The following is a 24,880-nucleotide window of genomic DNA, read 5'->3' as shown; positions in this document are numbered from 1 at the left end:
GCACGGCGCGCCGGTGGCGATCGGGCGCACCGGACCGTAACGTGCCGGACATGGCCTTTCGGACCTGGGGCAGACTGCTGCTCACCGCGCTCGGGGTGAGCCTGTTGGCCGGGGCCGGCCAGCTGGGCGTCGCGTTCGGCTTCGGCATCGTCCGGCTCGACGGCAGCTTCACCGGCGGCAGCGTCAACCAGTGGCCGGCTCAGCTCGTCTGGGCCGGCTGGTTCGCGGCGAACGCCGCCGTGGCCGGCGCCGTGCTCACCGAGCGCCTGGCCCGGCGCGACGGGCTGCTGACCGGTACGGTGCGACCGGTCGCGGTCGCCGCGGCCGCCGCGCTCGGCGCCACCGTCGTCGCCCCGCTGTGCATGCAACCCGCACGGGCCGCCGAGCTGATCTCGGTGGACCCGGTCTGGGCGGTCGCCGTCTGCGCGACCGCCGGCGCGGTGGTGGGTGCGTGCGCCGCGACGACCGTCCTGCTACGACCGCCGGTCGGCTGGAACATGGCCCTGGTGGCCGCGGTCGTGTGGCTGCTCGCGCTGGTGTCGGCCGCGCCGACGCTGATCGGCGCGGGCGAGCTGTCCACCGTACGACTCGGGGTCCTGGAGCCGTCCTGGCTCGACCCGGACGCGGCGCAGCGGCTGTCGATGGTCGTCCTGCCGCTGGTGGCTCTGCTGGCCGGCGCGGCCACCGGTGGTCTGGCCCGCTGGCGGGGGCACCCGCCCCTGGTCAGCGGCGCGACGGGGGTGGCCGGCCCGGTGCTCCTCGCGTTCGCGTACCTGACCGCGGGTCCCGGGGACGTCGTCGACCGTTACCAGGCCACGCCGTACTACGGCGCCCTCATCGCCGTCGTGGTGGGCGCGCTCGGCTCGGCCGCCGCTGCCCTGCTGCGCTGGCCGCTCGTGCCGGCCCGGTCCGCGAGCACGGCCATCGAGCCGACCGAGGTTCTCCGGGCGCTGCCCGCCGGCCCGGGCCTGCCCTCGACCGTTACGTCCGCCGACACCACGTCGGCCGACGTCCGGTCGACCGACGTCACGCTCACCGGCCGGCCGGGCGACGAGCCGGACCCGCGCGGGAGGACCGCCGTCGGGGTCCGCGACCACGACGGCGGTACGCCCCTCGGGGCACCCGTCCCGCCCGGCGGTTCCGGCCCGACGACCCCGGTCCACTGGGACTGGCCGGTAGCGACGACGAGGCCGATCGACCTCGTCCCGGATCGGGCACCCGACGCCTCGGCCCCGGCACCCGCCCAGAAGACCGACGACACGACCACGACCACGACCGACACGACCACGGCCGACACGACCACGGCCGGCACGACGACGGCCGGCGCGACGGCGGCTGGGGGGCCCGAAGGGCTCGCGGCACCCGCTCCGGTCGCCGCGTCGACGGCCCGCCCTCGCCGGCCCCGCCGGCCCCGCTCCGCCCCGGAGCCGTCGGACACCACCACGCCGGTTCCCGTCACCGAAGCCGTCGTCGGGCCGGTCGGCCCTCCCCGGGACCAGGCCACCCCGATCCCGGCCGGTCGGACCCCCGACCCGCGCGCGACGCCGCCCGCACCGGTCGTCGCTCCGATCCACGCCGCGGTGCCGACCAACGCGACACCGACCGGCGCCGCACCGACCGACGCCGCGGTGCCGACCAACGCGACACCGATTGACGCCGCACCGACCGACGCTGCGCCGACCGACGCCGTCGTACCGGCCGACCCGCCCGCCACACCGCCACCGGCGACCCGACCGACGCCCATCGGTCGGCCGGTCCGCCCCGAGCCGCCCGTGACCCGGCCGAACGGGCCCGCCGCGGCTCGGACGACCGGGGACGGGACTCCGGAGCCGGCTCTCCGACCACGGCACCGGGCTCCGCTGCCCGACCTCAGCCGCGCCGCGACCTGGGACGCCTTCGAGACGGCCCGCCGCGCCGGCCCGCAGACGACCGGTGCCCCGCTCCCGACCACCGGCCCGTCCTCGACCACCGGCCCGTCCTCGACCACCGGCCCGGCGCCGGCTGCGGCGACCACGAGGACCCCCGGCACGATCACCTCCACGCCCGGCGCGCCGGGCAGCCCGGCCGGCACCGCCGGCACGGACACCACGGGCACGAGCACCACCGGCACGAGCACCGCCGGCACGGGCACCATCGGCACGGGCGCCGCCGGCGTGATCGGCACGGGCGCCGCCGGTACCTCCCCGGCGGGCACCGTCGGCGGCGGGGACGCCGCCCTCGACGGAGCGCCGCCGAGCGCCGGAACCGACCAGTCGGCCGGACGGGGGCGCGGCCGGCGTGGGCTGTTCCGCCGCGGCAAGGCGCGGGCCGAACAGGACACCGCCGCCACGGTCGACCAGACCGAGCAGCTCCCCGCACAGGACGAGGAGTTCGTGGACTGGGTCGCCGGGCTCAGCAAGCCGCTGCCGGACAACGAGCCGGAGCAGGAGAGCGGCCGGCGGTCGCTGCGGTCGAGCGGCCGGCACCACCGCGACTGAGTGCCCACGAGGGAGCACGAATCTGAACTGGCGTTATGCCTGACAGGCATATTTATTCCTGACAGGCATACCGCCTCGCGCACTCGTACACCCTCAAGTGCGCCGTACCGGGGCGGACCGGCACGGGTCAGGCCAGCGGCAGGTACACGCGGCCCCCACCGGCCACGAACTCGTCCGACTTGTTCTTCATGCCACGGGCGGCGTACTCCTTCAGCTCCTGCGTGATCTTCATCGAGCAGAACTTCGGCCCGCACATCGAGCAGAAGTGGGCCGTCTTCGCCGGCTCGGCCGGCAGCGTCGCGTCGTGGTACGACCGTGCGGTCTCCGGGTCGAGCGACAGGTTGAACTGGTCCTCCCAGCGGAACTCGAACCGCGCCTTGGAGAGCGCGTCGTCCCACGCCTGCGCCCCCGGGTGGCCCTTGGCCAGGTCGGCCGCGTGCGCGGCGATCTTGTACGCGATCACGCCCGCCTTCACGTCGTCCCGGTCCGGCAGACCGAGGTGCTCCTTCGGGGTGACGTAGCAGAGCATCGCGGTGCCGAACATGCCGATCATCGCGGCACCGATCGCCGAGGTGATGTGGTCGTACGCCGGGGCGATGTCCGTGGTCAGCGGGCCGAGCGTGTAGAAGGGGGCCTCGTGGCACCACTCCTGCTGGAGGTCCACGTTCTCCTTGATCTTGTGCATCGGCACGTGCCCGGGGCCCTCGATCATGACCTGGACGTCGTACTCCCAGGCGACCTTCGTGAGCTCACCGAGGGTGCGAAGCTCGGCGAACTGCGCCTCGTCGTTGGCGTCGGCGATCGAGCCGGGCCGCAGCCCGTCGCCGAGGGAGAACGTCACGTCGTACCGGGCGAGCAGCGCACACAGCTCCCGGAAGTTCGTGTAGAGGAAGTTCTCCTCGTGATGTGCGAGGCCCCAGGCGGCCATGATGGAGCCGCCCCGGGAGACGATCCCGGTCACCCGGTCCACGGCCAGCGGCACGTACGGCAGCAGCACCCCGGCGTGCACGGTCATGTAGTCGACGCCCTGCTCGGCCTGCTCGATCACCGTCTCCCGGAACACCTCCCAGCTCAGCTTCACCGGGTCGCCGCCGACCTTCTCCAACGCCTGGTAGATCGGCACCGTGCCGATCGGCACCGGCGAGTTGCGCACGATCGCCTCGCGGGTCTCGTGGATCCGCCGGCCGGTGGACAGGTCCATCACCGTGTCCGCGCCCCAGCGGGTGGCCCACGTCAGCTTCTCCACCTCCTCGGCGACGGACGAGGTGACGGCCGACGTGCCGATGTTCGCGTTGACCTTCACGAGGAACGCCTTGCCGATGATCGCCGGCTCGCACTCCGGGTGGTTGACGTTCAGCGGCAGCACGGCCCGGCCGGCCGCGATCTCGTCCCGCACGAACTCGGGCGCGACGCCCTCCCGGATCGCCACGAACTCCATCTCCGGCGTGACGACCCCCGCCCGCGCGTACGCGAGCTGGGTCGGCCGCTTCCCCTCCGCACCCGCGAGCGGGGTACCCGCACCAGCGACGGGCGCCACGTCACCCCGCGCGGCGATCCACGCACCGCGCAGCGGCGGCAGCCCCACCTCCGGGTCGGAGCCCGGGCCGGAGGTGTCGTAGAGCCGGACCGGCGGGTTGTCCCCGGTCAGGTCCACCTCGGCGAACGGCACCCGGACGTCCGGCCGCGACCCCTCGACGTAGACCTTGCGACGTGCCTGCATGACAGCCTCCCTGTCGCTCAAGCGGACCAGCCGAAGTGGTCCAGAGGGCCGCGTCCCGCGCCCAACTCCCAGTCCCGGGCGCCGGTCAGCGCCCGGGTGACGTACTCCTTGGCGGTGGTGACGGCGACCGGAACCGGATCGCCCAGCGCCAGCCGGACGGCGATCGCCGCCGAGAACGAGCACCCGGTCCCGTGGTTGTGCCGCGTCGGCACCCGGGACGCGCGGAGCACCGTCGTCGTGCCGCCGCCGCGCAGGACGTCGACCGCCTCACCGTCGGCGTCCACGTCGCCGCCGGTGACCACCACGAACGCCGGTCCGCCCGCGGCGAGGGCCTCCGCGGCGGCCACCATCTCCTCGACCGTGGTCACCGGGCGTCCGGTGAGGGCCGCGGCCTCCGCGCAGTTCGGCGTCGCCACCTCGGCGTACGGCAGGAGCCGCTCCACCGCCTCCACCACGCCGAGCGTGTGGCCGCTGGTGGCGACGAGCACCGGGTCGACGACGAGATGGGGCAGCCGCCTGTCCTTCGCGGCCTCGGCCACCGCGTCCGCAACGGCGGGGCTGCCCAGCATGCCGGTCTTGACCGCCCGGACGGTGAAGTCGACGAGCACGCTGTCCAGTTGGTCGGTGACCGTACGCGGAGGCAACGGCAGGACGGCGTCCACGCCCCGGGTGTTCTGCGCGGTCACGGCGGTGAGCACGCTGGTCCCGTACGCCCCGAGCGCGGCGAAGACCTTGAGGTCGGCCTGGATGCCGGCGCCCCCGCCGGAGTCCGAGCCGGCGATGGTGAGCACGGTCGTCGGTGTCACCGGTCCCCCTCGGTGGTCGCGGCGGCGGCCTGCAACGTGGCGGCGGCCTCGGCGGGGTCGTCGGCCCGCATGACCGCGCCGAGGATCGCCACGCCGACCGCCCCTGCCGCGACGCACTGCCGCACCTGGTCCGGGGACTCGACGCCACCCAGGGCCAGGACCGGGACCGGGCTGACCCGGATCAGATTGGCGAGCCCCGTCGGGCGCAGTGGTGGGCCGTAGCCGGGTTTGGTCGTCGTCGGGTAGACCGGCGAGAGGGTCGCGTAGTCCTCGGTGGTGAGCCGGGCGAGTTCCGCCTCGTCGTGGCAGGAGCGGCCGACCAGACCGAGGCGCGGCGGTGGGTACGGGCCGGCGGCGGGCAGGTGCACGGCGTCGGAGCCCAGCGGGTCCGGACCGGCGACGACCAGCGTGCCGCCCGCCTCGGCCAGGATCGCCCGCAGGTCGGCGGCGAGGGCGGCCCGCTCGACCCGGGGCAGGTCCTTCTCGCGCAGCACCACCCACCGCACTCCCCCGGCGACGGCCGCCGCCACCACCTCGGCGAGCGGCCGGCGCGCCAGCCGCCGATCGGTCAGCACGACGACGCCCGAGGGACGGCGGGAGGAGACGGAGCCGGGACGCGGGTCGAGGCGCGACGACGCCGTCACAGCTCCGGCCTTCCCTCGTCCGGCGTGGACGCGAGGGCGTGGAAGCGGCGCTCGATCCGCCCGGCACCGTACGCGAGGCGGCCGGCCTCGACCGCGTACCGCATTGCGGTGGCCATCGCCACCGGGTCGGCGGCCCGGGTCACCGCGCTGGCGAGCAGCACCGCGTCGCAGCCGAGCTCCATGGCGAGCGCCGCGTCGGAGGCGGTGCCGATGCCCGCGTCCAGGATCACCGGCACGTCGACGCTCTGCCGGATCAGCCGGATGTGGTGCGGATTGCTCACCCCCAGCCCGGAGCCGATCGGCGCGCCGGCCGGCATGACGGCGGCGCAGCCGACGTCGGCCAGCCGGCGGGCCAGGATCGGGTCGTCGGACGTGTACGGCAGCACGGTGAAGCCGTCCGCGACGAGTTCCTCGGCGGCACGCAGCAGCTCCACCCCGTCGGGCAGCAGCGTCCGCTCGTCGCCGATCACCTCCAGCTTCACCCAGTCGGTGTCGAACGCCTCCCGGGCCAGGTGGGCGACCTTGACGGCCTCGCCCGCCGTGTAGCAGCCGGCCGTGTTCGGCAGCAGGCGTACGCCGCAGCGGTCGAGCAGGTCGAGCAACCCGCCGGCGGTGCCGGGGGCGGTGTCGACGCGACGCAGGGCGAGGGTGACCAGCTCGGTGCCGGAGGCCCGGATCGCCTGCTCCAGGACGTGCAGGTTGGCGGCGCCGCCGGTGCCGAGGATGAGGCGCGACGTGAACGGGACGCCGCCGAGGTCCAGGGTCAGGGTCACCACGCTCACCCGCCCTGCGCGGCGCTGAGCACCTCGACGCGGTCGCCGTCGCGCAGCGCGGTCACCGGCCAGCCGGTCCGGGGCACCACTTCGCCGTTGACGGCGACCGCGAGGCCGCGCTGCTGGTCGGTGACGGCACGGACCAGGTCCGCCACGGTGGAGCCGCCGGGCAGGGTCCGGCCGGCACCGTTCACGGTCAGTTCCACGGGTGTCCCTCCTCGGTGGTGAACCGGTCCGGGGTGAACGGGGCCAGCAGCGGGTCGGCCACCCCGGTGGTGATCAGGTCGGCGATCAGGTCGGCGGTGACGGGGGTGAGCACGATGCCGTGGCGGTGGTGTCCGGTCGCCGCCAGCACGGCGGGCCGCCCGGGCAGCGGGCCGAGGATCGGGGCGTTGTCCGGTGTGCCGGGGCGCAGCCCGGCGACCGCCTCGACCAGGTCGTACTCGGCCAGCTCCGGTAGGAGGTCCACGGCGGCACGCAACAGGCGCAGCACCGCCCCGGCGGTGACCGTGGTGTCGGTGCGCTCCTCGACGGTCGCCCCGACCACCACCTCCCCGTCGGCGCGCGGGACGAGGTAGACGTGCTCGCCGTCGGCGTACCCCCGGATGACGTGCCGGAAGCCCGGCGCGGCGCCCCCGGGCGCGCGGAGCCGGAGCACCTGACCCTTCACCGGTCGGACCGGCAGCCCGGTCAGCGACGCGGCGCCGCAGCCGGCGGCGACCACTGTGACGCGAGCGTCCACCTCGGACAGGCGCGCGACGGCCGTGGCGGTGAGCGTCGCTCCGGCCCGCTCGGCGGCGGTACGCAGCGCCGGCACCAGGCGGCGCGGGTCGACCTGGTGGTCGGTGCCAGCGAGCGCGCCGCCACGCACTCGGGGGGCGAGGGCCGGCTCGCGGTCCCGCAGCTCCGAGGGGCGCAGCGGCGTCACCGGCAGTCCGAGCCCCTGCTGGAACGCCCACAGCCGCCGCGCCTCGGCCAGGTCGTCGGCGGTGAGCCCGACCAGCAGGGTGCCCTCGGTGCGGTAGCCGAGGTCGGCGCCGGTCGCCTCGGTCAGCTCGGCGGCGAACGCCGGCCAGCGGGCGGCGGAGGCGGTGAGCAGGCCGGTCAGCTCGTGCTCACCGAAGTACGCCTCGGCCACCGGCGCGAGCATCCCGGCGGCCACGTACGACGCCCCGGAACCGGGCGCCGGATCGTGCACGACGACGCGCAGCCCTCGCGAGGCACACCGCCAGGCGATCGCCAGCCCGACCGGCCCCGCCCCCACCACCGCCACATCCGGTGCAAGGAAGGGCCCCTTCTTAACGCCTGATGTATAGAAAGGGCCCCCGCTTAACACGTCAACGCCCCGAGCAGCTCCGCCGTGGCACGGGCGGGGTCGGCGGCTCCGGAGAGCGCGCCCACCACCGCCACCCCGTACGCGCCGGCGGCCCGCAGCTCGCGCACGTCCGCCGCCGTCACACCACCGATGGCGATCACCGGCACGGTGACCGCCTCGGCGACGGCGCGCACGCCGGCCACACCGATCGCCGGCGGCAGTCCGTCCTTGGTCCGGGTGGGTCGGAAGGGCCCCACGCCCAGGTAGCTCGCCCCGGCGGCGACCGCCTCGGTGGCGGCACCCGGCTCGCGGGCCGTCGCGCCGAGCACGGCGGCCGACCCGAGCACCCGCCGCGCCGCGCCGACCGGCAGGTCGTGCGCGCCGACGTGCCCACCGGCGGCGCCGACCGCGAGGGCCACGTGCAGGCGGTCGTTGACCAGGCAGGTCACGTCGTGGCGGGCGCAGAGCGCCACGACCCGGCGGGACAGGTCGTACGCCTCCCGGTCGGTGGCGTCGTCGCCGACCCGGACCTGGACGACCAGCTCGCCGCGGGCCACCGGCAGGGCGGCCCGCAGCACGGCGAGCGGGTCCCGTCCGGGTCGGGTGTCGGTGATCAGGTGCAGGCGTCCCAGGGACGGCACGGCAACACTCCTCCCTGCGCCGGCATTACCCGGATCAGGTTCGACGGTCGGGGGCTGTCAGCCCCCCTCTCAGCCCGGTACACCGGGCTCCCGTGGGTCACTTGCGGCTGTCACCGTACGACGGATCCTCGGATCCGCCAAGGGCGGGGGTACGGATTTCCCACCGACCGTCCGAAGGCGACGAGGGGGCGGCGGGTGAGCGTCCCGTCACGCCATGCTGTCCGGATGCCCTCCGCCGCCCGGGTTCCGCGCCGCCTCGCGTTCCTGCCGTTCCGGGCCGGCGCGGCCGTCGCCGAGGGTGTGGTGACCTGGTCGATGCTGCGCGCACCGGTGTGGCGCAGGCTCCTGCCGGACGTGTACGTGCACGTCGACGGCTATCGGGAGACCGACCATCGCATGTGGTGCGACGCGGTGGGCCTGGTGCTTCCGCCGGGCGGGGTGATCGCCGGACTCGGCGCCCTGTACCTCTGGGGCACCGACCTGCTGGGCCGGGCCGCCGGCAACACGCGGCACCGCCCGCCGGCAACGCGCGCACCAGGCCTCGCAACGCGTGCACCGCGCCGACCGCAAAGCGGCCGGGAACCGCGAGGTCTACCGGTCGAGTACGGCGCGCAGGGCCGCCAGGTCGTCGTCGCTGGGCTGCCAGGAACCGGCCGCCGCGTTGGCGCGTACCTGCTCGGGCGTGGTGGCGCCGGCGATCACCGACGTCACGGCCGGCTGGGCGGCGAGGCCACCGATCGCCACCTGGAGCATGGACAGGTCCCGGTCCGCCGCGTACGCCTCGATGGCCTCGATGGTGTCCCAGTCGGCGGCGGCGAGGCGGGCCGCGTACCGGCCGCCACCGGCGAGTCGGCTGCCGGCGGGCGGTGCCTGGTCCCGGCGGTACTTGCCGGTGAGCAGGCCGTTGGCCAGCGGGAAGAACGGCAGCATGCCGAGGCCGAAGCGCTCGCAGGCGGGGATCACCTCGGCCTCCACGCTCCGCTCCAGCAGCGAGTAGTGGTTCTGTGCGGAGACGAACCGGGTCCGGCCCTGGGACGACGCCGTCCAGTCGGCGTCGGCGATCTGCCAGCCGGCGAAGTTGGAGTTGCCCAGGTAGCGGACCTTGCCGGCGCGGACCAGGTCGTCCAGAGCCGCCAGCGTCTCGTCGATCGGGGTGTCCGGGTCGGGCTCGTGCATCTGGTACAGGTCGATGTGGTCGGTGCCGAGCCGGCGCAGCGACGCCTCCACCGCCCGCGCGATGTAGCGCCGGGCGCCCCGGGCGCCGAAGTCGGGCCCGTTGAGGCCGTGCATGTCCATGCCGAACTTCGTGGCCACCACCACGTCGTCGCGGCGGCCCTTGAGCGCCTGACCCAGCAGCTCCTCGGAGCCGCCCTGCGGTTCGCCGTAGATGTCGGCGGTGTCGAAGAAGGTGATGCCGGCGTCGAGGGCGGCGTCGACCACCGCCCGGGTGCCGTCGAGGTCGAGCTTGCGGCCGAAGTTGTTGCAGCCGATGCCGACCACGGACACCACGAGCCCGGAGTCGCCCAGCCGGCGGTACGTCATCTCAGTCACGAGATCCACCCTATGCCCGCCGGGGGGAGCGGAACGGTTCAGCCGAGTACCTCGGCCGCGAGCGCCCGCCGACGCCGGCGGGGATCACCGGACGTCCCAGACCGGCTCGGTGGTCTCCACCACCTCGCCGTCACCGCGGAACAGCACGAAACGGTCGAAGGAGCGGGTGAACCAGCGGTCGTGGGTCACCGCGACAACCGTTCCGGCGAAGGCCGCGAGGCCCGTCTCCAGGGCCTCCGCGCTGGCCAGGTCGAGGTTGTCGGTGGGTTCGTCGAGCAACAGCAGCGTCGTCCCCGACAGCTCCAGCAGGAGTACGAGGAACCGCGCCTGCTGCCCGCCGGAGAGGGTGCCGAAGCGCTGGTCGCCCTGCCCGGCCAACTCGTACCGGGACAGCGCCGCCATCGCCGCGTGCCGGTCCATGCCGGCGCGGTGCTCGTCGCCCCGCCACAGGATCTCGACCAGCGTCCGTTCCATCAACTCCGGCCGGTCGTGGGTCTGCGAGAAGTGACCGGGGCGGACACGGGCGCCGAGCCGGGCCATCCCGCCGTGCGCGACCGGGGCGAGCTTCTCGGCACCGTCGACCGGCCCGTTGGCGGGGTCGGGGTCGGTGCCGCCCCGGGCCAGCAGGCGCAGGAAGTGGGACTTCCCCGTCCCGTTGGCGCCGAGCACCGCGACCCGGTCGCCGTACCAGATCTCCAGGTCGAAGGGGTAGGTGAGGTTGTCGAGTTCGAGCTGCTCGCACATCACCGCGCGCTTGCCGGTCCGGCCGCCCGCGAGCCGCATCCGGATGTCCTGGTCCTTCGGTGGCACGGGCGGCGGCCCGGCCTCCTCGAACTTGCGCAGCTTGGTCTGCGCCGACTGGTAGCGGGAGGCCATGTCGGAGTTGTACGCGGCCTTCTGCTTGTACATCAACATCTGCTCGCGCAGCTTCTGGTGCTCCTCGTCCCACCGCTTGCGCAGCTCGTCGAGGCGCGCGTGGCGAGCGACCCGGGCGGCGTGCCAGCTGGCGAACCCGCCGGGGTGCACCCAGGCGCTGCCGCCCTCCACGGCGACCACCCGGTCGGCGGTGTGCGACAGCAGTTCCCGGTCGTGCGAGACGTAGAGCACCGACTTGCCGGACTCCCGCAGCCGCGCCTCCAACCAGCGCTTGCCGGGGACGTCGAGGAAGTTGTCCGGCTCGTCGAGGAGCAGCACCTCGTCGGGGCCGCGCAGCAGCAGCTCCAGGGCGAAGCGCTTCTGCTGGCCGCCGGAGAGGGTCCGGACGGGACGTTCCCGCGAGGCGTCCCAGGGCAGGTCGAGCACGATGGTGGAGACGGTGTCGAAGAGCACCTCCGCGTCGTACCCGCCGGCCTCGCCCCAGGCGGCCAGCGCGTCCGCGTACGCCAGCTGGGCCTTGCCGGCGGCGGTGCTGTACTTGCCGCGCACCTCGGCCGTCCGCATGGCCGCCTCGGTCTCGGCGAGCCGGCGCCCGGCGGCGCGCAGCGCCGGTGGGGCGAGCGAGAGCGCGAGGTCGGCGAGGGTCGACTCGTCGCCGATCATGCCGATGAACTGGCGCATGACGCCGAGCCCGCCGGTACGCGCGATCGTGCCGGTCCGCACCGTCAGGTCACCGGCGACCATGCGCAGGAGCGTCGTCTTGCCGGCGCCGTTCGGTCCGACCAGCGCGACCTTGGCCCCCTCGCCGACGCGGAACGACACGTCGGTGAAGAGTTCCCGGCCGTCGGGCAGGATGTGCCCGACCCCTGCCACGTCCACGTATCCCACGCCGGCATCCTGCCCGAGCCGCCGCCGGACGGCCCAGTCATTTACCGGGTGACGCGCAGCACCCGGAAGCCCTTCTGGCTGGAGTGGCGCTCGACCTGCCAGTCGGTGTCGACCAGCCAGCGGTGCAGGGAGTCGCCGCCGAGGTGCCGGGCGACGACCAGCCAGGCGACCCCGTCCGGGGCGAGTCGGGGCAGCCAGCGCGACAGCAGCTGGTGCAGCTCCTCCTTGCCGATCCGGATCGGCGGGTTGGACCAGATCTGGGCGAAGGTGACGTCGGCCGGTACGTCGTCCGGGGCGGCGACGCGCACCCGCTCGGCCGCGTCGACGCGGGCCGCGTTGGCGGCGGTCAGCTGCCGGGCCCGTTCGTTGACGTCGACCGCCCAGACCGTCGCCGACGGTGCACACGTCGCGAGGACGCAGGTGATGGGCCCGAAGCCGCAGCCGATGTCGAGCAGGTCGCCGGTGGTGCCGGCGGACGGCAGCTCGGCCTTGCGGAGCAGGACGGCGGTGCCGGGGTCGAGCCGGGTGGCGGAGAACACCCCGCCGGACGAGGCGAGTGTGTAGTCGCGGCCGGCGACGGTGAACTCGACCTCGCGCGGGTGGGCGGTGGTCGTGGGTTCAGCGGTGAAGTAGTGGTCGCCGGTCATCCGGCGATTCTCGCAGGCAGCCCGGGTACGGCCGGCACGGGTGCTGGGCTGTGGGTACGAACCCTCACCATCTTCACCACCGTCATCACAATTTCCCATTTTTACCACCTAAAGGGACATTGACTCCTACTCTGGGCGGCATGGTGTATCGGTACGAGTCCGATGAGGACGCATTCCTGGAGTACCCGGACGAGGCGTCCGGGCCGTCGGCGCTCGGCGCCGGTCCCCAGCCTCCGGCCGGCCCGTCGCCGTCCCGCTTCCCCACGCCGTCGCTCCCCCGGACCACGCGGATGGCGCTGCCGTCCGCCGAGCCGGTGCCGCCGCCGGAGCCGCCACCGGCGCAGCCGCCCCGCGCCGCCGTGTACGCCTCGGCCGTACCGATCGAGCCTTCCGCGCGCGGTGGCGGCTCCGGCGGCGGCCGGATGTGGCAGGTGGTCGTCGGCGGCTCGGCGGTGCTGGTCCTGCTCGCCCTCTGCGGCCTCGGTGCCGCCGCCCTGGTCAACGAGCGGGACAGCGACCCCCGGCCCACGCCGACCGAGCAGCCCGCCGCAGCGGGCTCCACCGCACCCGACCGGCAGGACCTCGACTCCCGGGACATCGACCAGGCGCCGTTGACCGCCAAGGAGGTCTTCCCCGGCCGGCAGCTCGTGCCCGGCGACGGGGAGGCCGCGTACCGCGTGCTCAAGACAAACTCCAGCGGCAGCTGCGCGGTGGCCGCCACCGGCGAGGTCGCCGAACTGCTCGTCCGGCTGGGCTGCAACCAGGTGGTCCGGGCCACCCTGCGCTCCCCGGACGGCGAGCACCTCGTCACCACCGGCCTGTTCAACCTGACGGACCGGGCCAGCGCCGAGCGCGCCCGTGACCGGATCCGCCAGATCCTCGACGATCGGCAGGGCCGCTTCCGCGGCATGGTGGCCGACGACGAGACGGAGGCGATCGGCACTGCACCGACCCGCGTCGGCTGGCAGGTACGCGGCCACTACCTCGCGTACGCCCTGGTGGCCCGGGTCGACGGCGAGACCATCCGGTCCGGCGACACCGCGGTCCGCGAGGTCCTCTTCGACATGATCGAGCTGCACCTCAACCAGAGTGTGCTGGAGCGGCGGGCGACGGGCGGCACGGCCGTCCAGCCGACCGAGGAGGCCACCGGTTCCCAGGAGGGCGGGTCCACCGGCGACTGAGGAGGACACATCGGGGGTGCGGGTGTGGGCCGGACAGGCCCGCACCCGCCGTGTCGTCTCAGCCCTCGACGGGCACGCGCAGCCGGCGGGTCAGTTCGGCGCGACGGGCGTAGGCGGCCGGATCGTCGGGATAGCCGACGGCCACCAGCGTCAGCCCGTGCGCCGGCGCGACGGTCACCTCGCTGGACCGCTCCCGACGGGTGAGCAGGCTGCCCGGCCAGTCGACCGGACGCCGGCCGTCACCGGCCACCAGCATCGCGCCGACGAGGCTGCGCACCATCGCCTGGCAGAACGCGTCGGCCTGCACGGTGGCGACGAGGATGCCGTCCGGGTCGCGCCGCCAGTCCAGCCGGGTCACCTCGCGCAGCGTCGTGGCGTTCTCCTTGCGCCGGCAGTACGCGGCGAAGTCGTGCTCCCCCACGAGGCCCGCCGCGGCGGCGTTGAGAGCGTCCAGGTCGAGCGCCTTCGCCCAGGCGAGGGTGTCCCGCCGACGCAGCGGCTCGGCGCCCCAGGGGGCGTCGGTCACCCGGTACTCGTAGCGGCGGAAGGTGGCCGAGAACCGGGCGTCGAAGTCGCCGGGCACCTCGGCCATCGCCCGGATCCGCACGTCGGTCGGGAGCAGCCGGGCCAGCCGGCGCAGCAGCCGCCCCTCGTGCTCCCGCCACACCTCGGCGGGCAGGTCCACGTGGCACACCTGCCCGCTGGCGTGCACCCCCGCGTCGGTACGCCCGGCCACGGTCAGGCCGGTCGCGGTTCCCGCCCCGAGCACCAGGTCGAGCGTCTGGACGATCACCCCCGCGACCGTACGACGGGTGGGCTGGGCGGCCCAACCGGAGAAGTCCGTGCCGTCGTAGGAGACGTCCAGCCGGAGCCGGGTGCGCTCGTCCACTCGTACCTCCTGACGGGTCGGGCCCGGCACCCCCTCAGGGGTGCCGGGCCCGATCGTGGCCTGGCTCAGGCCTTGTCGTTCTCGCCGGCCTCGTCGCTGTCCTCGCGGGCGGCGGCGGTGTCGCCGGAGGCCGAGACGGGCGCCTCGGCGTCCTGGTCGTCAGCCGGCTTCGACTGCGGGGCCTCGTCCTCGGGGGCGAGCGCCTCGACCTTGTCCTGCTGCGCGGCCTTGCGGGCAGCGGTCTTCTTGTTCGCCTTCGGTGCCGCGACCTGCAGCTCCTCGACCAGCTCGATGATCGCCATCGGAGCGGCGTCACCCTTGCGCGGACCGGTCTTCACGATCCGGGTGTAGCCGCCGTTGCGGTTGGCGTACCGCGGGGCGATCTGGTCGAACAGGGCGTAGACCACGTCCTTGTCCTTGACGACGCCCAGCACCCGCCGACGAGCGGCAAGGTCGCCGCGCTTGGCCTTGGTGATGAGCTGCTCCGCGAGCGGACGCAGCCGCCGGGCCTTGGTCTCGGTAGTCTGGATCTTGCCGTGCTGGAACAGCGCGGTGGCAAGGTTGGCCAGCATCAGCCGCTCGTGCGACGGGCTGCCGCCGAGGCGGGGACCCTTGGTGGGCGTGGGCATTCTCGGTGCTCCTCGTTAATCCTCAGCCGCGCTTACAGCTGCTCGGTCTCGCGGTAGTCGTCGCTGTCGTAGTCGGCCTCACCGAAGGCGTCCACGACGTGCGCCGGGTCGAAGTTCGGAGCCGAGTCCTTCAGCCCCAGACCCATCCCGGCGAGCTTCATCTTGACCTCGTCGATCGACTTCTGACCGAAGTTGCGGATGTCGAGGAGGTCGGCCTCGGTGCGCCCGATGAGCTCACCAACGGAGTTGATGCCCTCGCGCTTGAGGCAGTTGTAGGAGCGGACGGTCAGGTCCAGCTCCTCGATCGGCAGCGCCAGGTCGGCGGCCAGCTGGGCGTCCTGCGGGGACGGCCCGATGTCGATGCCCTCGGCGGTCTCGTCCAGCTCCCGGGCCAGCCCGAACAGCTCCACCAGCGTCGAACCGGCCGAGGCCAGCGCCGTACGCGGGCCCATCGACGCCTTGGTCTCGACGTCGATGATCAGCCGGTCGAAGTCGGTCCGCTGCTCGACACGGGTCGCCTCGACGCGGTAGGTCACCTTGAGCACCGGCGAGTAGATCGAGTCGACCGGGATCCGGCCGATCTCGGCGCCGGCCTGCTTGTTCTGCGCCGCCGTCACGTAGCCGCGACCCCGCTCGACGGTCAGCTCCATGTCGAGCCGGCCCTTGCCGTTGAGGGTGGCGAGCTTGAGGTCCGGGTTGTGCACCGAGACGCCGGCCGGCGGCTGGATGTCGCCCGCCGTCACGTCGCCCGGGCCCTGCTTGCGCAGGTACATGCTGACCGGCTCGTCGTGCTCGGAGCTGACGCAGAGCTCCTTGATGTTCATGACGAGCTCGACCACGTCCTCCTTGACACCGGGGATCGTGGTGAACTCGTGCAGGACACCGTCGATCTTGATCGAGGTGACCGCCGCACCCGGGATCGACGACAGCAGCGTACGCCGCAGCGAGTTGCCCAGGGTGTAGCCGAAGCCCGGCTCCAGCGGCTCGATGGTGAACCGGGAGCGGGTCTCGTTGATCGACTCTTCGGAGAGAGACGGTCGCTGGCTGATGAGCATTTCTTCTCTTCTCTTCCGGGGCGCCCGCTATTTGACGCCCACGACACAAACTGTTCCGGTGGCCCGCCCCGCGAGGGGGCGAGCCACCGCAACGAGCCCTTACTTGGAGTAGAGCTCGACGATCAGCTGCTCCTGGACCTGGGTGTCGATCACCTGGCGGGCCGGGAGCGAGTGCACGAGGATCTTCATCTGGCTGGGGATCGCCTCGAGCCAGGCCGGCACCGAACGCGAACCGGCCTGAGCCTGCGCCACCACGAACGGGGTGAGCTCCTTGCTCTTGCCCCGAACCTCGATGATGTCGTGCTCCTTGACGCGGTACGACGGGATGTCGACCTTCTTGCCGTTCACGGTGAAGTGACCGTGCTTGACAAGCTGGCGAGCCTGGTCACGCGAGCTGGCGTAGCCGGCCCGGTAGACCACGTTGTCCAGCCGCGACTCGAGGATCTGCAGGAGAACCTCACCGGTCTTGGCCTTCTTGCCCACGGCCTCTTCGTAGTAGCCGCGGAACTGCTTCTCCAGCACGCCGTAGACACGACGGGCCTTCTGCTTCTCACGGAGCTGGAGCAGGTACTCCGTCTCCTTCGTGCGGCCGCGGCCGTGCTGCCCGGGCGGGAACGGCCGGGACTCGAACGGGCACTTCGGACCATCGCACTTGCTGCCCTTGAGGAACAGCTTCATCTTCTCCCGCCGGCAACGGCGGCAGTCAGCACCGGTGTAACGAGCCATCTCTCTCTAACCTCTCAGACCCGGCGACGCTTCGGCGGACGACACCCGTTGTGCGGCTGCGGGGTGACGTCGGAGATCTGCCCGACCTCGAGGCCCGCGGCCTGCAGCGAACGGATGGCGGTTTCCCGGCCGGAGCCGGGGCCCTTGACGAACACGTCGACCTTGCGCATGCCGTGCTCCATGGCCCGACGCGCGGCGGCCTCGGCAGCCAGCTGCGCGGCGAACGGGGTCGACTTGCGGGAGCCCTTGAAGCCAACCTGGCCGGAGGAGGCCCAGGAGATGACCGCACCGGTCGGGTCGGTGATCGACACGATGGTGTTGTTGAAGGTGCTCTTGATGTGCGCCTGCCCGTGGGCGACGTTCTTGCGTTCCTTGCGCCGGACCTTCTTGACGGCGGCTCCGGCACGAGCCTTCGGTGGCATAAGTCTGTGCGCTCCTAGTTACTTCTTGCCGGGCTTCTTCTTGCCGGCGACGGTCCGCTTCGGGCCCTTGCGGGTCCGGGCGTTGGTCTTGGTCCGCTGGCCACGCACGGGCAGGCCCCGGCGGTGCCGGATGCCGGCGTAGCAGCCGATCTCGACCTTGCGGCGGATGTCAGCGGCGACCTCGCGGCGCAGGTCGCCTTCAACCTTGTAGTTGCCCTCGATGTGGCTGCGGAGCTGGACCAGCTCCTCATCCGTGAGGTCCCGAACGCGCTTGTCCGGCGAGATGCCGGTGGCGGTGAGCGTCTCCAGGGCGCGGGTCCGACCCACGCCGAAGATGTAGGTGAGCGCGATCTCCATCCGCTTTTCGCGGGGGAGGTCGACGCCAGCTAGACGTGCCATGTGCGGGCGTACTCCTCGTGATGTTGTGGCGGAGGTGTGGACCCGTCCCACCCCGCTACCGACCGTCCCTGTCCTTCCGACGCCGTTGGCGCCGGCGACCGGGAGTGGTCGTGCCCGAGCGGGCCCCGGCCTCCGACCGGGGGTCAACCACGATGAGATACGCGCTGCGTACCGCTCGTGGCTGGAACGAGCATGTGCTGTGTTGTGGATCTGCGGCCCGGACCGGTCCGACCGACCGTTCGCACGGTCGGTCGCGACGGTTCAGCCCTGGCGCTGCTTGTGGCGCGGGTCGGTGCAGATGACCATGACCCGGCCGTGCCGGCGAATGACCCGGCACTTGTTGCAGATCCGCTTGACGCTCGGCTTGACCTTCACGGTTGCCTTACTTCCCATCTGGCCCGGTGACGCGACGAGCACGACGACCGGACGACGAAGACGGACACGGGACTCACCCGGCCGCCGTCAGGCTTACTTGTAGCGGTAGACGATGCGCCCTCGGGTCAGGTCGTACGGCGAAAGTTCGACGACGACCCGGTCCTCCGGCAGGATGCGGATGTAGTGCTGCCGCATCTTGCCGCTGATGTGAGCCAGCACCTTGTGACCGTTCGCGAGCTCCACCCGGAACATGGCGTTCGGCAGGGGCTCGATGACCCGGCCCTCGATCTCGATGGCTCCGTCTTTTTTCGGCATGTCCTCCGCTGTCCTGACGTCGGTTACTCCGGACGGCTCACAACGTCTTACACGGATCGGCCTGATCAAGATCAGGAGATCCGCGCCAGCCGCGGCTCCGACTCCCACCGAAGCGCGGGGTGGGCATGCCGGAGTGGACGCTGTGCGCCGATCTGAAAGTGTACGCCCGCCCGCGCGCCGTCGCCAAACCGACCGCCGATCCGGTTGCCGCGGGTCGAAAATCGGGCCCTCCGGGCCGGCTCCCCCGGCGCCGGACCGCCTCAGACCTGGTCCGAAGCCCGCTTCGTGGCCTTCCGCGCGCGTTTGCGCGCCCGCTTGGCCCCCCGCCGCTGCCGACGTCGCTCCTCGTCCACGGCCCACCGCCGCGGCTCCCCGACGTGATACCGGACACGGTACGGACCAGGAGCACCGCGCCCCACGGCTGGCCACCCAGGCCGGCCAGAACCAGAGCGCCTGGCCCGCCGGCACCGACGTCACCGCCCACACCGCCAGAGACGACCCCACGGCCTTCAGGTAGGGGCTCCCACACGTTCCCGAGCCACCACGCGGTGGCCGCCCGCTGGAGCCGTCCGGCCCGGCGTGACCCCGCTCGGAACGGCATGCGTCGAACAGTCCGCAAGGTCGACTCGATGTCAGGACCATTGGGCCTTCGCCGCGCCAGGACAACCCGATGTACCCGACACCGAGTCGACCTTGGCCTTCTCCGGTCCGCGACCGCCTGCCGATCCACGTCGGCGGGCCCGTGTTCCCGCCCGTCCATGGCATCCAGGCTGTCACCGCCACACCAGGCACCCCACACGCGGACATCCGCCCCTCCCGGCTCGTCCGCCGGGAAGGGAGGTGGCAGCGGGGGGATCAGTGAGCCGGAGAGTCGGCGGGTTGGCGGGCGGTGACCAGGTCGCCGAGGCGGGCCCGGCCGCCGTCGGGGGCGGTGAGCACCCACACCCCGTCCGGCAGCAGCGCCATCGTGTGCTCCACGTGCACCGCCATCGAACCGTCCCGGGTCACCACCGTCCAACCGTCGGCCAGCTCCGCGGTCCGGGGTGAGCCCATCGTGATCATCGGCTCGATGGCGAGCGCCATGCCCGGCACCAGCCGGGGGCCCTTGCCCGGACGACCGTGGTTGAGCACGTGCGGGTCCTGGTGCATCTCGGTGCCGATGCCGTGGCCGCCGTAGCCGTCGACGATGCCGTACCGCCCGCCCGCACGGATCGCCTTCTCGACCGCGTGCGAGATGTCGGTGAGGCGGCCCTTGCCGCTGGCCGCGCCCCGGGCGGCGGCGGCGATGCCGGCCCACATGCCGTCCTCGGCGACCTCGGTCATCCTCAGCAGCGCCGGGTCCACGTCACCGACGCCGACGGTGATCGCGGCGTCCCCGTGCCAACCGTCGAGGATCGCGCCGCAGTCGATGGAGATGATGTCGCCGTCGCGCAACACCTGGTCGGGCGACGGGATGGCGTGCACGATCTGCTCGTTGACCGAGGAGCAGATCGACGCGGGGAAGCCGTGGTACCCCTTGAACGACGGAACGGCCCCCGCCTCGCGGATCGTCGACTCGGCGATCGCGTCCAGGTCGGCGGTGCTGACCCCGGGTGCGACCGCCTCCCGCATCCGACGCAGCGCATCGGCGACCACGAGGCCGGCGGCCCGCATCTTCTCGATCTGATCAGGGGTCTTCAGCTGGATGTCCAGCTGGGGACGACGCATCGAGGGGTTACCTTTCGTTCCCGAAACCGAAGAGCGGGGCACGTCGCGCGTACCCCGCTCTTCGCACTCTATCCGCCGCCGCCCGGCGAGGCGTCAGCCGCCGTACGACCGCAGGGCGTCGATGGCGCGGACCGTGACGTCCTCCACCGGACCCGTCGCGTCGATACCGACCAGCTTGCCCTGGGCGCCGTAGTAGTCCACCAGCGGCGCGGTCTTGTCCGCGTACTCGCGCAGGCGGGTGGCGATCGTCTCCGGCTTGTCGTCGTCGCGCTGGAAGAGCTCGGCCCCACAGCGGTCGCAGACACCCTCGCGGGTGGTCGCGTCGAACTCGACGTGCCAGATCTTGCCGCAGCCCCGGCAGGTACGCCGGCCGGACAGCCGCCGGATCACCTCGTCGTCGTCGACGACCAGCTCCAGCACCAGGTCCAGCGCGGTGCCCAGGTCGGCGAGGAGCTTGTCCAGAGCAGCGGCCTGCGGCGTGGTGCGCGGGAACCCGTCGAGGAGGAAGCCGTCTCCGGCGTCCGGCTCGGCGAGCCGGTCCCGGACCATGTTGATGGTGACCTCGTCGGGAACCAGCTCACCGGCGTCCATGTAGCGCTTGGCCTCGACGCCCAGCGGGGTGCCCTGCGAGACGTTCGACCGGAAGATGTCGCCGGTCGAGATCTTCGGCACCGCCAGGTGTGCGGCGATGAACTCCGCCTGTGTGCCCTTACCCGCGCCCGGCGGGCCAACCAGAACGAGTCTCATCTACCGCAGGAACCCTTCGTAGTTCCGCTGCATGAGTTGGCTCTCGATCTGCTTGGTGGTCTCCAGGCCGACGCCAACCATGATCAGCACAGCGGTGCCGCCGAACGGGAAGTTGAGGTACTGCTGCCTGTCCAGCCAGATGAAGAAGAAGTTCGGCAGGATCGAGATGAGGCCCAGGTAGAGAGCGCCCGGCAGGGTGATCCGACTGAGGATGAAGTCGAGGTAGTCGGCGGTCGGCTTGCCGGGGCGGATGCCCGGCACGAAGCCGCCGTACTTCTTCATGTTGTCCGCGACCTCGGTCGGGTTGAACGTGATCGAGACGTAGAAGTACGTGAAGAAGATGATCAGCAGGAAGTAGACCACGATGTAGATCGGGCTGGTCGGGTCGACCAGGTTGTTCTGGATCCACGCCTGGGTCTTGCCGGGGTTGTTCTGGTCGAAGAACTGGAGCGCCAACTGCGGCAGGTAGAGCAGCGACGAACCGAAGATGACCGGGATGACACCCGCCTGGTTGACCTTCAGCGGGATGTACGTCGAGGTGCCGCCGTACATCCGCCGGCCGATCATCCGCTTGGCGTACTGCACCGGGATCCGGCGCTGCGCCTGCTCGATGAAGGTGACCGCGGTGATGACGACCAGGACCAGCGCGATGACGAGGAGGAACTTGCCCCAGCCGCCGGTCTGCTTGATCTGCCAGCCCTCGGCGGGGAGGCGGGCGGCGATCGAGGCGAAGATCAGGACGGACATGCCGTTGCCCACGCCGCGGTCGGTGATGAGCTCGCCGAGCCACATGACCACGCCGGTGCCGGCGGTCATCGTCATGACCAGGATCGTCAGGGTCAGCCAGTCCGGGATGCCGGTCCCCGTGGGGATGATCGGGAACTGGTCGCACTGGTTCTGGAAGAGCTGCCCGGAGCGGGCCAGCGCCACGAACGCCGAAGCCTGGAGGACGCCGAGACCGAGGGTCAGGTAGCGGGTGTACTGCGTGATCTTCGCCTGACCGGCCTGACCCTCCTTGCGGAGCTGCTCCAACCGGGGAATGACCACGGTGAGCAGCTGCAGGATGATCGACGCGGTGATGTAGGGCATGATGCCCAGCGCGAAGACCGAGAGCTGCAGCAGGGCGCCGCCGGAGAACAGGTTCAGCAGGTTGAGGACGCCCGTGGAACCGTTCTCCAGGGTGTCCAGACACTTCTGCACGTTGCCGTAGGAGACACCCGGGCTGGGCAGCGTGGCGCCGAGCCGGTAGACCGCGATGATGCCTACCGTAAACAGCAGTTTCTTGCGCAGGTCAGGCGTACGGAACGCACTGATGAAGGCGGACAACAACTGGATCCTCCTGCGCGGAAGGCCCACCCGGCTCTGCTACCAGGAACCGAGGGGCGCCATCAGACTGGCGACAGGACCAAGCCGCCGAGGTGACACCTTAACAGTCTCGTCGGCTGGCACGCCACGGGTTGCCCGCACCCCCGCCTGCCAGCGTGATCGGGGTGCGGCACGTCGACGTCCACGATAGCCGCCGCCCACCGGCACGACCCTGCCGCACACCCCCCGCGAAGGGACGATGTGCCAGGTGAACGCGGTGCGCGACCGGAGCGTCGCGTCCCGTGGACCAACGGCCGTCCGGGTCGTTACCACTCCCCCGCCCGCCGCGCACGAAGGTGATCGTGCCCAGTGGGCGATGTCACAACAGGGCGGCGGTCCGGTCACCCGCCGCGTCCGGAACGCCCCGCGTCCACTTCGGGTGGTACGAGTCGTGGCGGCCGGCACCGTACGCGCCCCGGCGCCACCACGTGTCGCCGCACCTGTACGACCGTGGTGGGGGTCGCCGGGAACGCCGACGCCCGCCCGGTGGAACCGGGCGGGCGTCGAGCGGTCGTACGGCCTTACAGCTCGGTGACCGAGCCACCGGCGGCGGTGATCTTCTCCTTGGCCGACGCACTGAAGCCGTGCGCCGACACCTGGAGCGCCACCCCGCCGAGGTCGCCGGTGCCGAGCACCTTGATCGGCTGGCCCTTGCGGACCGCGCCGGCCTCGACCATCTCCAGCGGGCCGACCTGGCCGCCGTTCGGGAAGAGCTCGGCGAGCCGGTCCAGGTTGACCACCTGGAAGACGACCTTGAACTTGTTCTTGAAGCCCTTCAGCTTCGGCAGGCGCATGTGGATGGGCATCTGCCCACCCTCGAACGCCGCCGAGATGTTCTTACGGGCCTTCGAGCCCTTGGTACCGCGACCGGCGGTCTTGCCCTTGGAGCCCTCACCACGACCCACGCGGGTCTTGGCGGTCTTGGCCCCCGGCGCCGGGCGCAGGTGGTGGACCTTGATCGTCATTACTCGACCTCCTCGACCTTCACGAGGTGGTTGACCGTGAAGATCATGCCGCGGATCTCCGGACGATCCTCCTTGACCACCACGTCGTTGATCCGCTTGAGACCGAGCGAACGCAGCGAGTCACGCTGGTTCTTCTTGGTCCCGATCTCGGACCGGAGCTGGGTGACCTTCAGGCGAGCCATCAGGAAGCCACCCCCGCCCGCGACGCCAGCATGGCGGCCGGCGCGACGTCCTCCACCGGCAGGCCACGACGGGCGGCGACGGCCTCGGGGGACTCGAGTCCCTTCAGCGCCGCCACGGTGGCGTGCACGATGTTGATCGGGTTCGACGACCCGAGGCTCTTGGAGAGCACGTCGTGGATACCCGCGCACTCCAGCACGGCACGCACCGGACCACCGGCGATGACACCCGTACCGGCCGAGGCCGGCTTGAGCAGCACCACACCCGCCGCGTCCTCACCCGTCACCGGGTGCGGGATCGACTGGCCGATCCGCGGAACCTTGAAGAAGTGCTTCTTGGCCTCCTCGACACCCTTGGCGATCGCCGCGGGCACCTCCTTGGCCTTTCCGTAGCCCACGCCGACGGTGCCGTCGCCGTCGCCCACGATCACCAGGGCGGTGAAGCTGAAGCGACGACCACCCTTCACGACCTTGGCGACGCGGTTGATCGCGACGACCCGCTCGAGGTGCGGGGTCTTCTCGACGGGCGCGTTTCCGCGGCCGCCCTCACGGCGGTTGTCGCGGCGACCACCCTCGTTGCCACCGGACCCGCCGCCACGGCGCTGTTGACCTGGCATCAGCAGCCTTCCTTATCTCTCGTGACGGGGTTTCTAGAACTCGAGCCCGGCTTCGCGGGCGGCGTCGGCCAGCGCGGCGACTCGCCCCGCGTACCGGTTGCCACCGCGGTCGAAGACGACCTTGGAGACGCCGGCGGCCTTGGCCCGCTCGGCGAGCAGCGCACCGACCTTGCCGGCCAGGGCGCTCTTGTCGCCCTCGGTGCCCCGCAGCGACCCGTCCAGGGTCGACGCCGACGCCAGGGTGTGACCCTTGGTGTCGTCGACGATCTGGGCGACGATGTGCCGCAGGGAGCGGGTGACGACCAGGCGGGGACGGTCGGCGGTGCCGCTGATGTTCTTGCGGACCCGGAAGTGCCGACGCGCACGCCCGACGGCGCGCTTGGCGGCAACGCCGCGGCGGCGCTTGAGCAGCGTGGCGCTCACTTCTTACCTGCCTTTCCAGCCTTGCGGCGGATGACCTCGCCCTGGTACTTCACACCCTTGCCCTTGTAGGGCTCCGGCGGACGGATCTTCCGGATGTTGGCGGCTACCTCACCGACGAGCTGCTTGTCGATGCCGGCCACGTGGAACAGGGTCGGCTTCTCCACCGTGAAGGTGATGCCCTCCGGCGCCGGAACGAGCACCGGGTGCGAGAACCCGAGCGCGAACTCCAGGTCCTTGCCCTTGGCGGTGACCCGGTAACCGGTGCCGGCGATCTCCAGGCTCTTGCGGTAGCCCTCGGTGACGCCGACGATCATGTTGGCGACCAGGGTACGGCTCAGGCCGTGCAGTTCCTTGGCCTTGCGCTCGTCGTTCGGGCGGTTGACGTTCAGCTGCCCGTCCTCGGCCCGCTCGACCTTGATCGGCTCGGCGAGGGTGTGCGACAGCTCGCCCTTGGGACCCTTGACCTTGACGGTCTGGCCCTCGATCGTGATGTCGACGCCGGCTGGCACCGGGATCGACTTACGTCCAATACGCGACATTTCTACCTG

Annotated in this window: 28 protein-coding genes and 1 riboswitch; of the genes, 2 read left to right on the top strand and 26 right to left on the bottom strand. The window is 72.2% G+C overall.

Translation table 11 applies throughout. The annotated features are described in order from the left end of the window. The first annotated feature begins 50 nt into the window (after nt 1-50). Nucleotides 51-2,477, top strand: a complete 2,427-nt coding sequence (locus tag ACTMSW_RS16120; RefSeq protein WP_441181396.1) for a hypothetical protein — start codon at nt 51-53, stop codon at nt 2,475-2,477. Between the two features lie 127 nt (nt 2,478-2,604). Here the strand turns inward: ACTMSW_RS16120 and thiC are convergent, their stop codons facing one another. The 10 genes from thiC to ACTMSW_RS16070 all read right to left on the bottom strand — a co-directional run bounded on the left by thiC (nt 2,605) and on the right by ACTMSW_RS16070 (nt 12,338). After that, nucleotides 2,605-4,197: a phosphomethylpyrimidine synthase ThiC gene (gene thiC, locus ACTMSW_RS16115; protein ID WP_441181395.1), complete on the bottom strand. Its 1,593-nt coding sequence runs from the start codon at nt 4,195-4,197 to the stop codon at nt 2,605-2,607. 17 nt (nt 4,198-4,214) lie between these two features. Continuing rightward, nucleotides 4,215-5,003 (bottom strand): bifunctional hydroxymethylpyrimidine kinase/phosphomethylpyrimidine kinase, encoded by a 789-nt coding sequence (thiD, locus tag ACTMSW_RS16110; protein ID WP_441181394.1) that lies wholly within the window; start codon nt 5,001-5,003, stop codon nt 4,215-4,217. Next, nucleotides 5,000-5,647, bottom strand: coding sequence for a thiamine phosphate synthase (locus ACTMSW_RS16105; RefSeq protein WP_441181393.1), 648 nt, complete (start codon nt 5,645-5,647; stop codon nt 5,000-5,002). Before ACTMSW_RS16105 ends, thiD begins: the two co-directional genes overlap by 4 nt. Continuing rightward, complete coding sequence (locus ACTMSW_RS16100; protein WP_441181459.1) at nt 5,644-6,414, bottom strand: thiazole synthase; 771 nt, start codon at nt 6,412-6,414, stop codon at nt 5,644-5,646. The genes ACTMSW_RS16105 and ACTMSW_RS16100 overlap by 4 nt, the downstream gene beginning before the upstream one ends. Nucleotides 6,415-6,425: 11 nt before the next feature. After that, nucleotides 6,426-6,626, bottom strand: a complete 201-nt coding sequence (gene thiS / locus ACTMSW_RS16095) for a sulfur carrier protein ThiS (RefSeq protein ID WP_441181392.1) — start codon at nt 6,624-6,626, stop codon at nt 6,426-6,428. Next, nucleotides 6,617-7,756 carry a glycine oxidase ThiO gene (gene thiO / locus ACTMSW_RS16090; RefSeq protein WP_441181391.1) on the bottom strand — a complete coding sequence of 380 codons (1,140 nt, stop codon included), beginning with the start codon at nt 7,754-7,756 and terminating at the stop codon, nt 6,617-6,619. Before thiO ends, thiS begins: the two co-directional genes overlap by 10 nt. After that, complete coding sequence (thiE, locus tag ACTMSW_RS16085; RefSeq protein ID WP_441181390.1) at nt 7,750-8,376, bottom strand: thiamine phosphate synthase; 627 nt, start codon at nt 8,374-8,376, stop codon at nt 7,750-7,752. The genes thiO and thiE overlap by 7 nt, the downstream gene beginning before the upstream one ends. Further along, a riboswitch (TPP riboswitch) is annotated at nt 8,371-8,479 on the bottom strand. (Overlaps the previous gene by 6 nt.) Nucleotides 8,480-8,967: 488 nt before the next feature. Then, nucleotides 8,968-9,936, bottom strand: coding sequence for an aldo/keto reductase (locus ACTMSW_RS16080; RefSeq protein ID WP_441181389.1), 969 nt, complete (start codon nt 9,934-9,936; stop codon nt 8,968-8,970). Between the two features lie 75 nt (nt 9,937-10,011). Then, on the bottom strand, nt 10,012-11,691 hold the full coding sequence (locus ACTMSW_RS16075; RefSeq protein ID WP_441181388.1) for an ABC-F family ATP-binding cassette domain-containing protein: 1,680 nt from the start codon (nt 11,689-11,691) through the stop codon (nt 10,012-10,014). A gap of 41 nt (nt 11,692-11,732) precedes the next feature. Beyond that, complete coding sequence (locus ACTMSW_RS16070; RefSeq protein ID WP_441181387.1) at nt 11,733-12,338, bottom strand: class I SAM-dependent methyltransferase; 606 nt, start codon at nt 12,336-12,338, stop codon at nt 11,733-11,735. 140 nt (nt 12,339-12,478) lie between these two features. Here ACTMSW_RS16070 and ACTMSW_RS16065 point away from each other — a divergent pair, with 140 nt between their 5' ends. After that, nucleotides 12,479-13,519, top strand: coding sequence for a hypothetical protein (locus tag ACTMSW_RS16065; RefSeq protein WP_441181386.1), 1,041 nt, complete (start codon nt 12,479-12,481; stop codon nt 13,517-13,519). A gap of 58 nt (nt 13,520-13,577) precedes the next feature. On the opposite strand, the gene truA is transcribed toward ACTMSW_RS16065, so the two are convergent. From truA to rplF, 16 genes are all read right to left on the bottom strand, one after another. Further along, on the bottom strand, nt 13,578-14,408 hold the full coding sequence (gene truA / locus ACTMSW_RS16060) for a tRNA pseudouridine(38-40) synthase TruA (RefSeq protein ID WP_441181385.1): 831 nt from the start codon (nt 14,406-14,408) through the stop codon (nt 13,578-13,580). A gap of 65 nt (nt 14,409-14,473) precedes the next feature. Beyond that, on the bottom strand, nt 14,474-15,037 hold the full coding sequence (rplQ, locus tag ACTMSW_RS16055; protein ID WP_441181384.1) for a 50S ribosomal protein L17: 564 nt from the start codon (nt 15,035-15,037) through the stop codon (nt 14,474-14,476). A gap of 32 nt (nt 15,038-15,069) precedes the next feature. Beyond that, a complete protein-coding gene (locus tag ACTMSW_RS16050) occupies nt 15,070-16,092 on the bottom strand; it encodes a DNA-directed RNA polymerase subunit alpha (RefSeq protein WP_357030266.1) in 1,023 nt (340 codons plus the stop codon). A gap of 99 nt (nt 16,093-16,191) precedes the next feature. Further along, nucleotides 16,192-16,818, bottom strand: coding sequence for a 30S ribosomal protein S4 (rpsD, locus tag ACTMSW_RS16045; protein ID WP_334569332.1), 627 nt, complete (start codon nt 16,816-16,818; stop codon nt 16,192-16,194). Nucleotides 16,819-16,832: 14 nt separating this feature from the next. Next, nucleotides 16,833-17,240: a 30S ribosomal protein S11 gene (rpsK, locus tag ACTMSW_RS16040; RefSeq protein WP_014440747.1), complete on the bottom strand. Its 408-nt coding sequence runs from the start codon at nt 17,238-17,240 to the stop codon at nt 16,833-16,835. An 18-nt stretch (nt 17,241-17,258) separates the two neighbouring features. Beyond that, entirely contained in the window at nt 17,259-17,639 is a 381-nt protein-coding gene (gene rpsM, locus ACTMSW_RS16035) for a 30S ribosomal protein S13 (RefSeq protein WP_441181383.1), read from the bottom strand. 261 nt (nt 17,640-17,900) lie between these two features. After that, nucleotides 17,901-18,014, bottom strand: a complete 114-nt coding sequence (gene rpmJ, locus ACTMSW_RS16030) for a 50S ribosomal protein L36 (RefSeq protein ID WP_012184307.1) — start codon at nt 18,012-18,014, stop codon at nt 17,901-17,903. A gap of 93 nt (nt 18,015-18,107) precedes the next feature. Further along, the gene (gene infA, locus ACTMSW_RS16025) at nt 18,108-18,329 is read right to left on the bottom strand and encodes a translation initiation factor IF-1 (protein ID WP_007073013.1); all 222 of its coding nucleotides are present in this window, start codon (nt 18,327-18,329) and stop codon (nt 18,108-18,110) included. An 855-nt stretch (nt 18,330-19,184) separates the two neighbouring features. Beyond that, a complete protein-coding gene (map, locus tag ACTMSW_RS16020; RefSeq protein WP_441181382.1) occupies nt 19,185-20,036 on the bottom strand; it encodes a type I methionyl aminopeptidase in 852 nt (283 codons plus the stop codon). A 93-nt stretch (nt 20,037-20,129) separates the two neighbouring features. Then, entirely contained in the window at nt 20,130-20,783 is a 654-nt protein-coding gene (locus ACTMSW_RS16015; RefSeq protein ID WP_396711821.1) for an adenylate kinase, read from the bottom strand. Further along, nucleotides 20,784-22,112: a preprotein translocase subunit SecY gene (secY, locus tag ACTMSW_RS16010; RefSeq protein ID WP_441181381.1), complete on the bottom strand. Its 1,329-nt coding sequence runs from the start codon at nt 22,110-22,112 to the stop codon at nt 20,784-20,786. It abuts the gene before it with no gap. A gap of 557 nt (nt 22,113-22,669) precedes the next feature. Beyond that, on the bottom strand, nt 22,670-23,113 hold the full coding sequence (gene rplO, locus ACTMSW_RS16005) for a 50S ribosomal protein L15 (RefSeq protein WP_441181380.1): 444 nt from the start codon (nt 23,111-23,113) through the stop codon (nt 22,670-22,672). Beyond that, a complete protein-coding gene (rpmD, locus tag ACTMSW_RS16000; protein ID WP_441181379.1) occupies nt 23,113-23,295 on the bottom strand; it encodes a 50S ribosomal protein L30 in 183 nt (60 codons plus the stop codon). The genes rplO and rpmD overlap by 1 nt, the downstream gene beginning before the upstream one ends. Further along, on the bottom strand, nt 23,295-23,909 hold the full coding sequence (rpsE, locus tag ACTMSW_RS15995) for a 30S ribosomal protein S5 (protein ID WP_222956323.1): 615 nt from the start codon (nt 23,907-23,909) through the stop codon (nt 23,295-23,297). The genes rpmD and rpsE overlap by 1 nt, the downstream gene beginning before the upstream one ends. A gap of 33 nt (nt 23,910-23,942) precedes the next feature. Beyond that, nucleotides 23,943-24,332, bottom strand: a complete 390-nt coding sequence (rplR, locus tag ACTMSW_RS15990; RefSeq protein ID WP_441181377.1) for a 50S ribosomal protein L18 — start codon at nt 24,330-24,332, stop codon at nt 23,943-23,945. Next, nucleotides 24,329-24,871, bottom strand: coding sequence for a 50S ribosomal protein L6 (gene rplF / locus ACTMSW_RS15985; protein WP_357030282.1), 543 nt, complete (start codon nt 24,869-24,871; stop codon nt 24,329-24,331). The genes rplR and rplF overlap by 4 nt, the downstream gene beginning before the upstream one ends. Between the last annotated feature and the right edge of the window lie 9 nt (nt 24,872-24,880).

The sequence above is a fragment of the Micromonospora sp. BQ11 genome, assembly GCF_052068135.1.
Classification (GTDB): Bacteria; Actinomycetota; Actinomycetes; order Mycobacteriales; family Micromonosporaceae; genus Micromonospora.
Note: the sequence above shows the minus strand (reverse complement) of the source record. Positions and strands in the feature narration are given on the sequence as shown.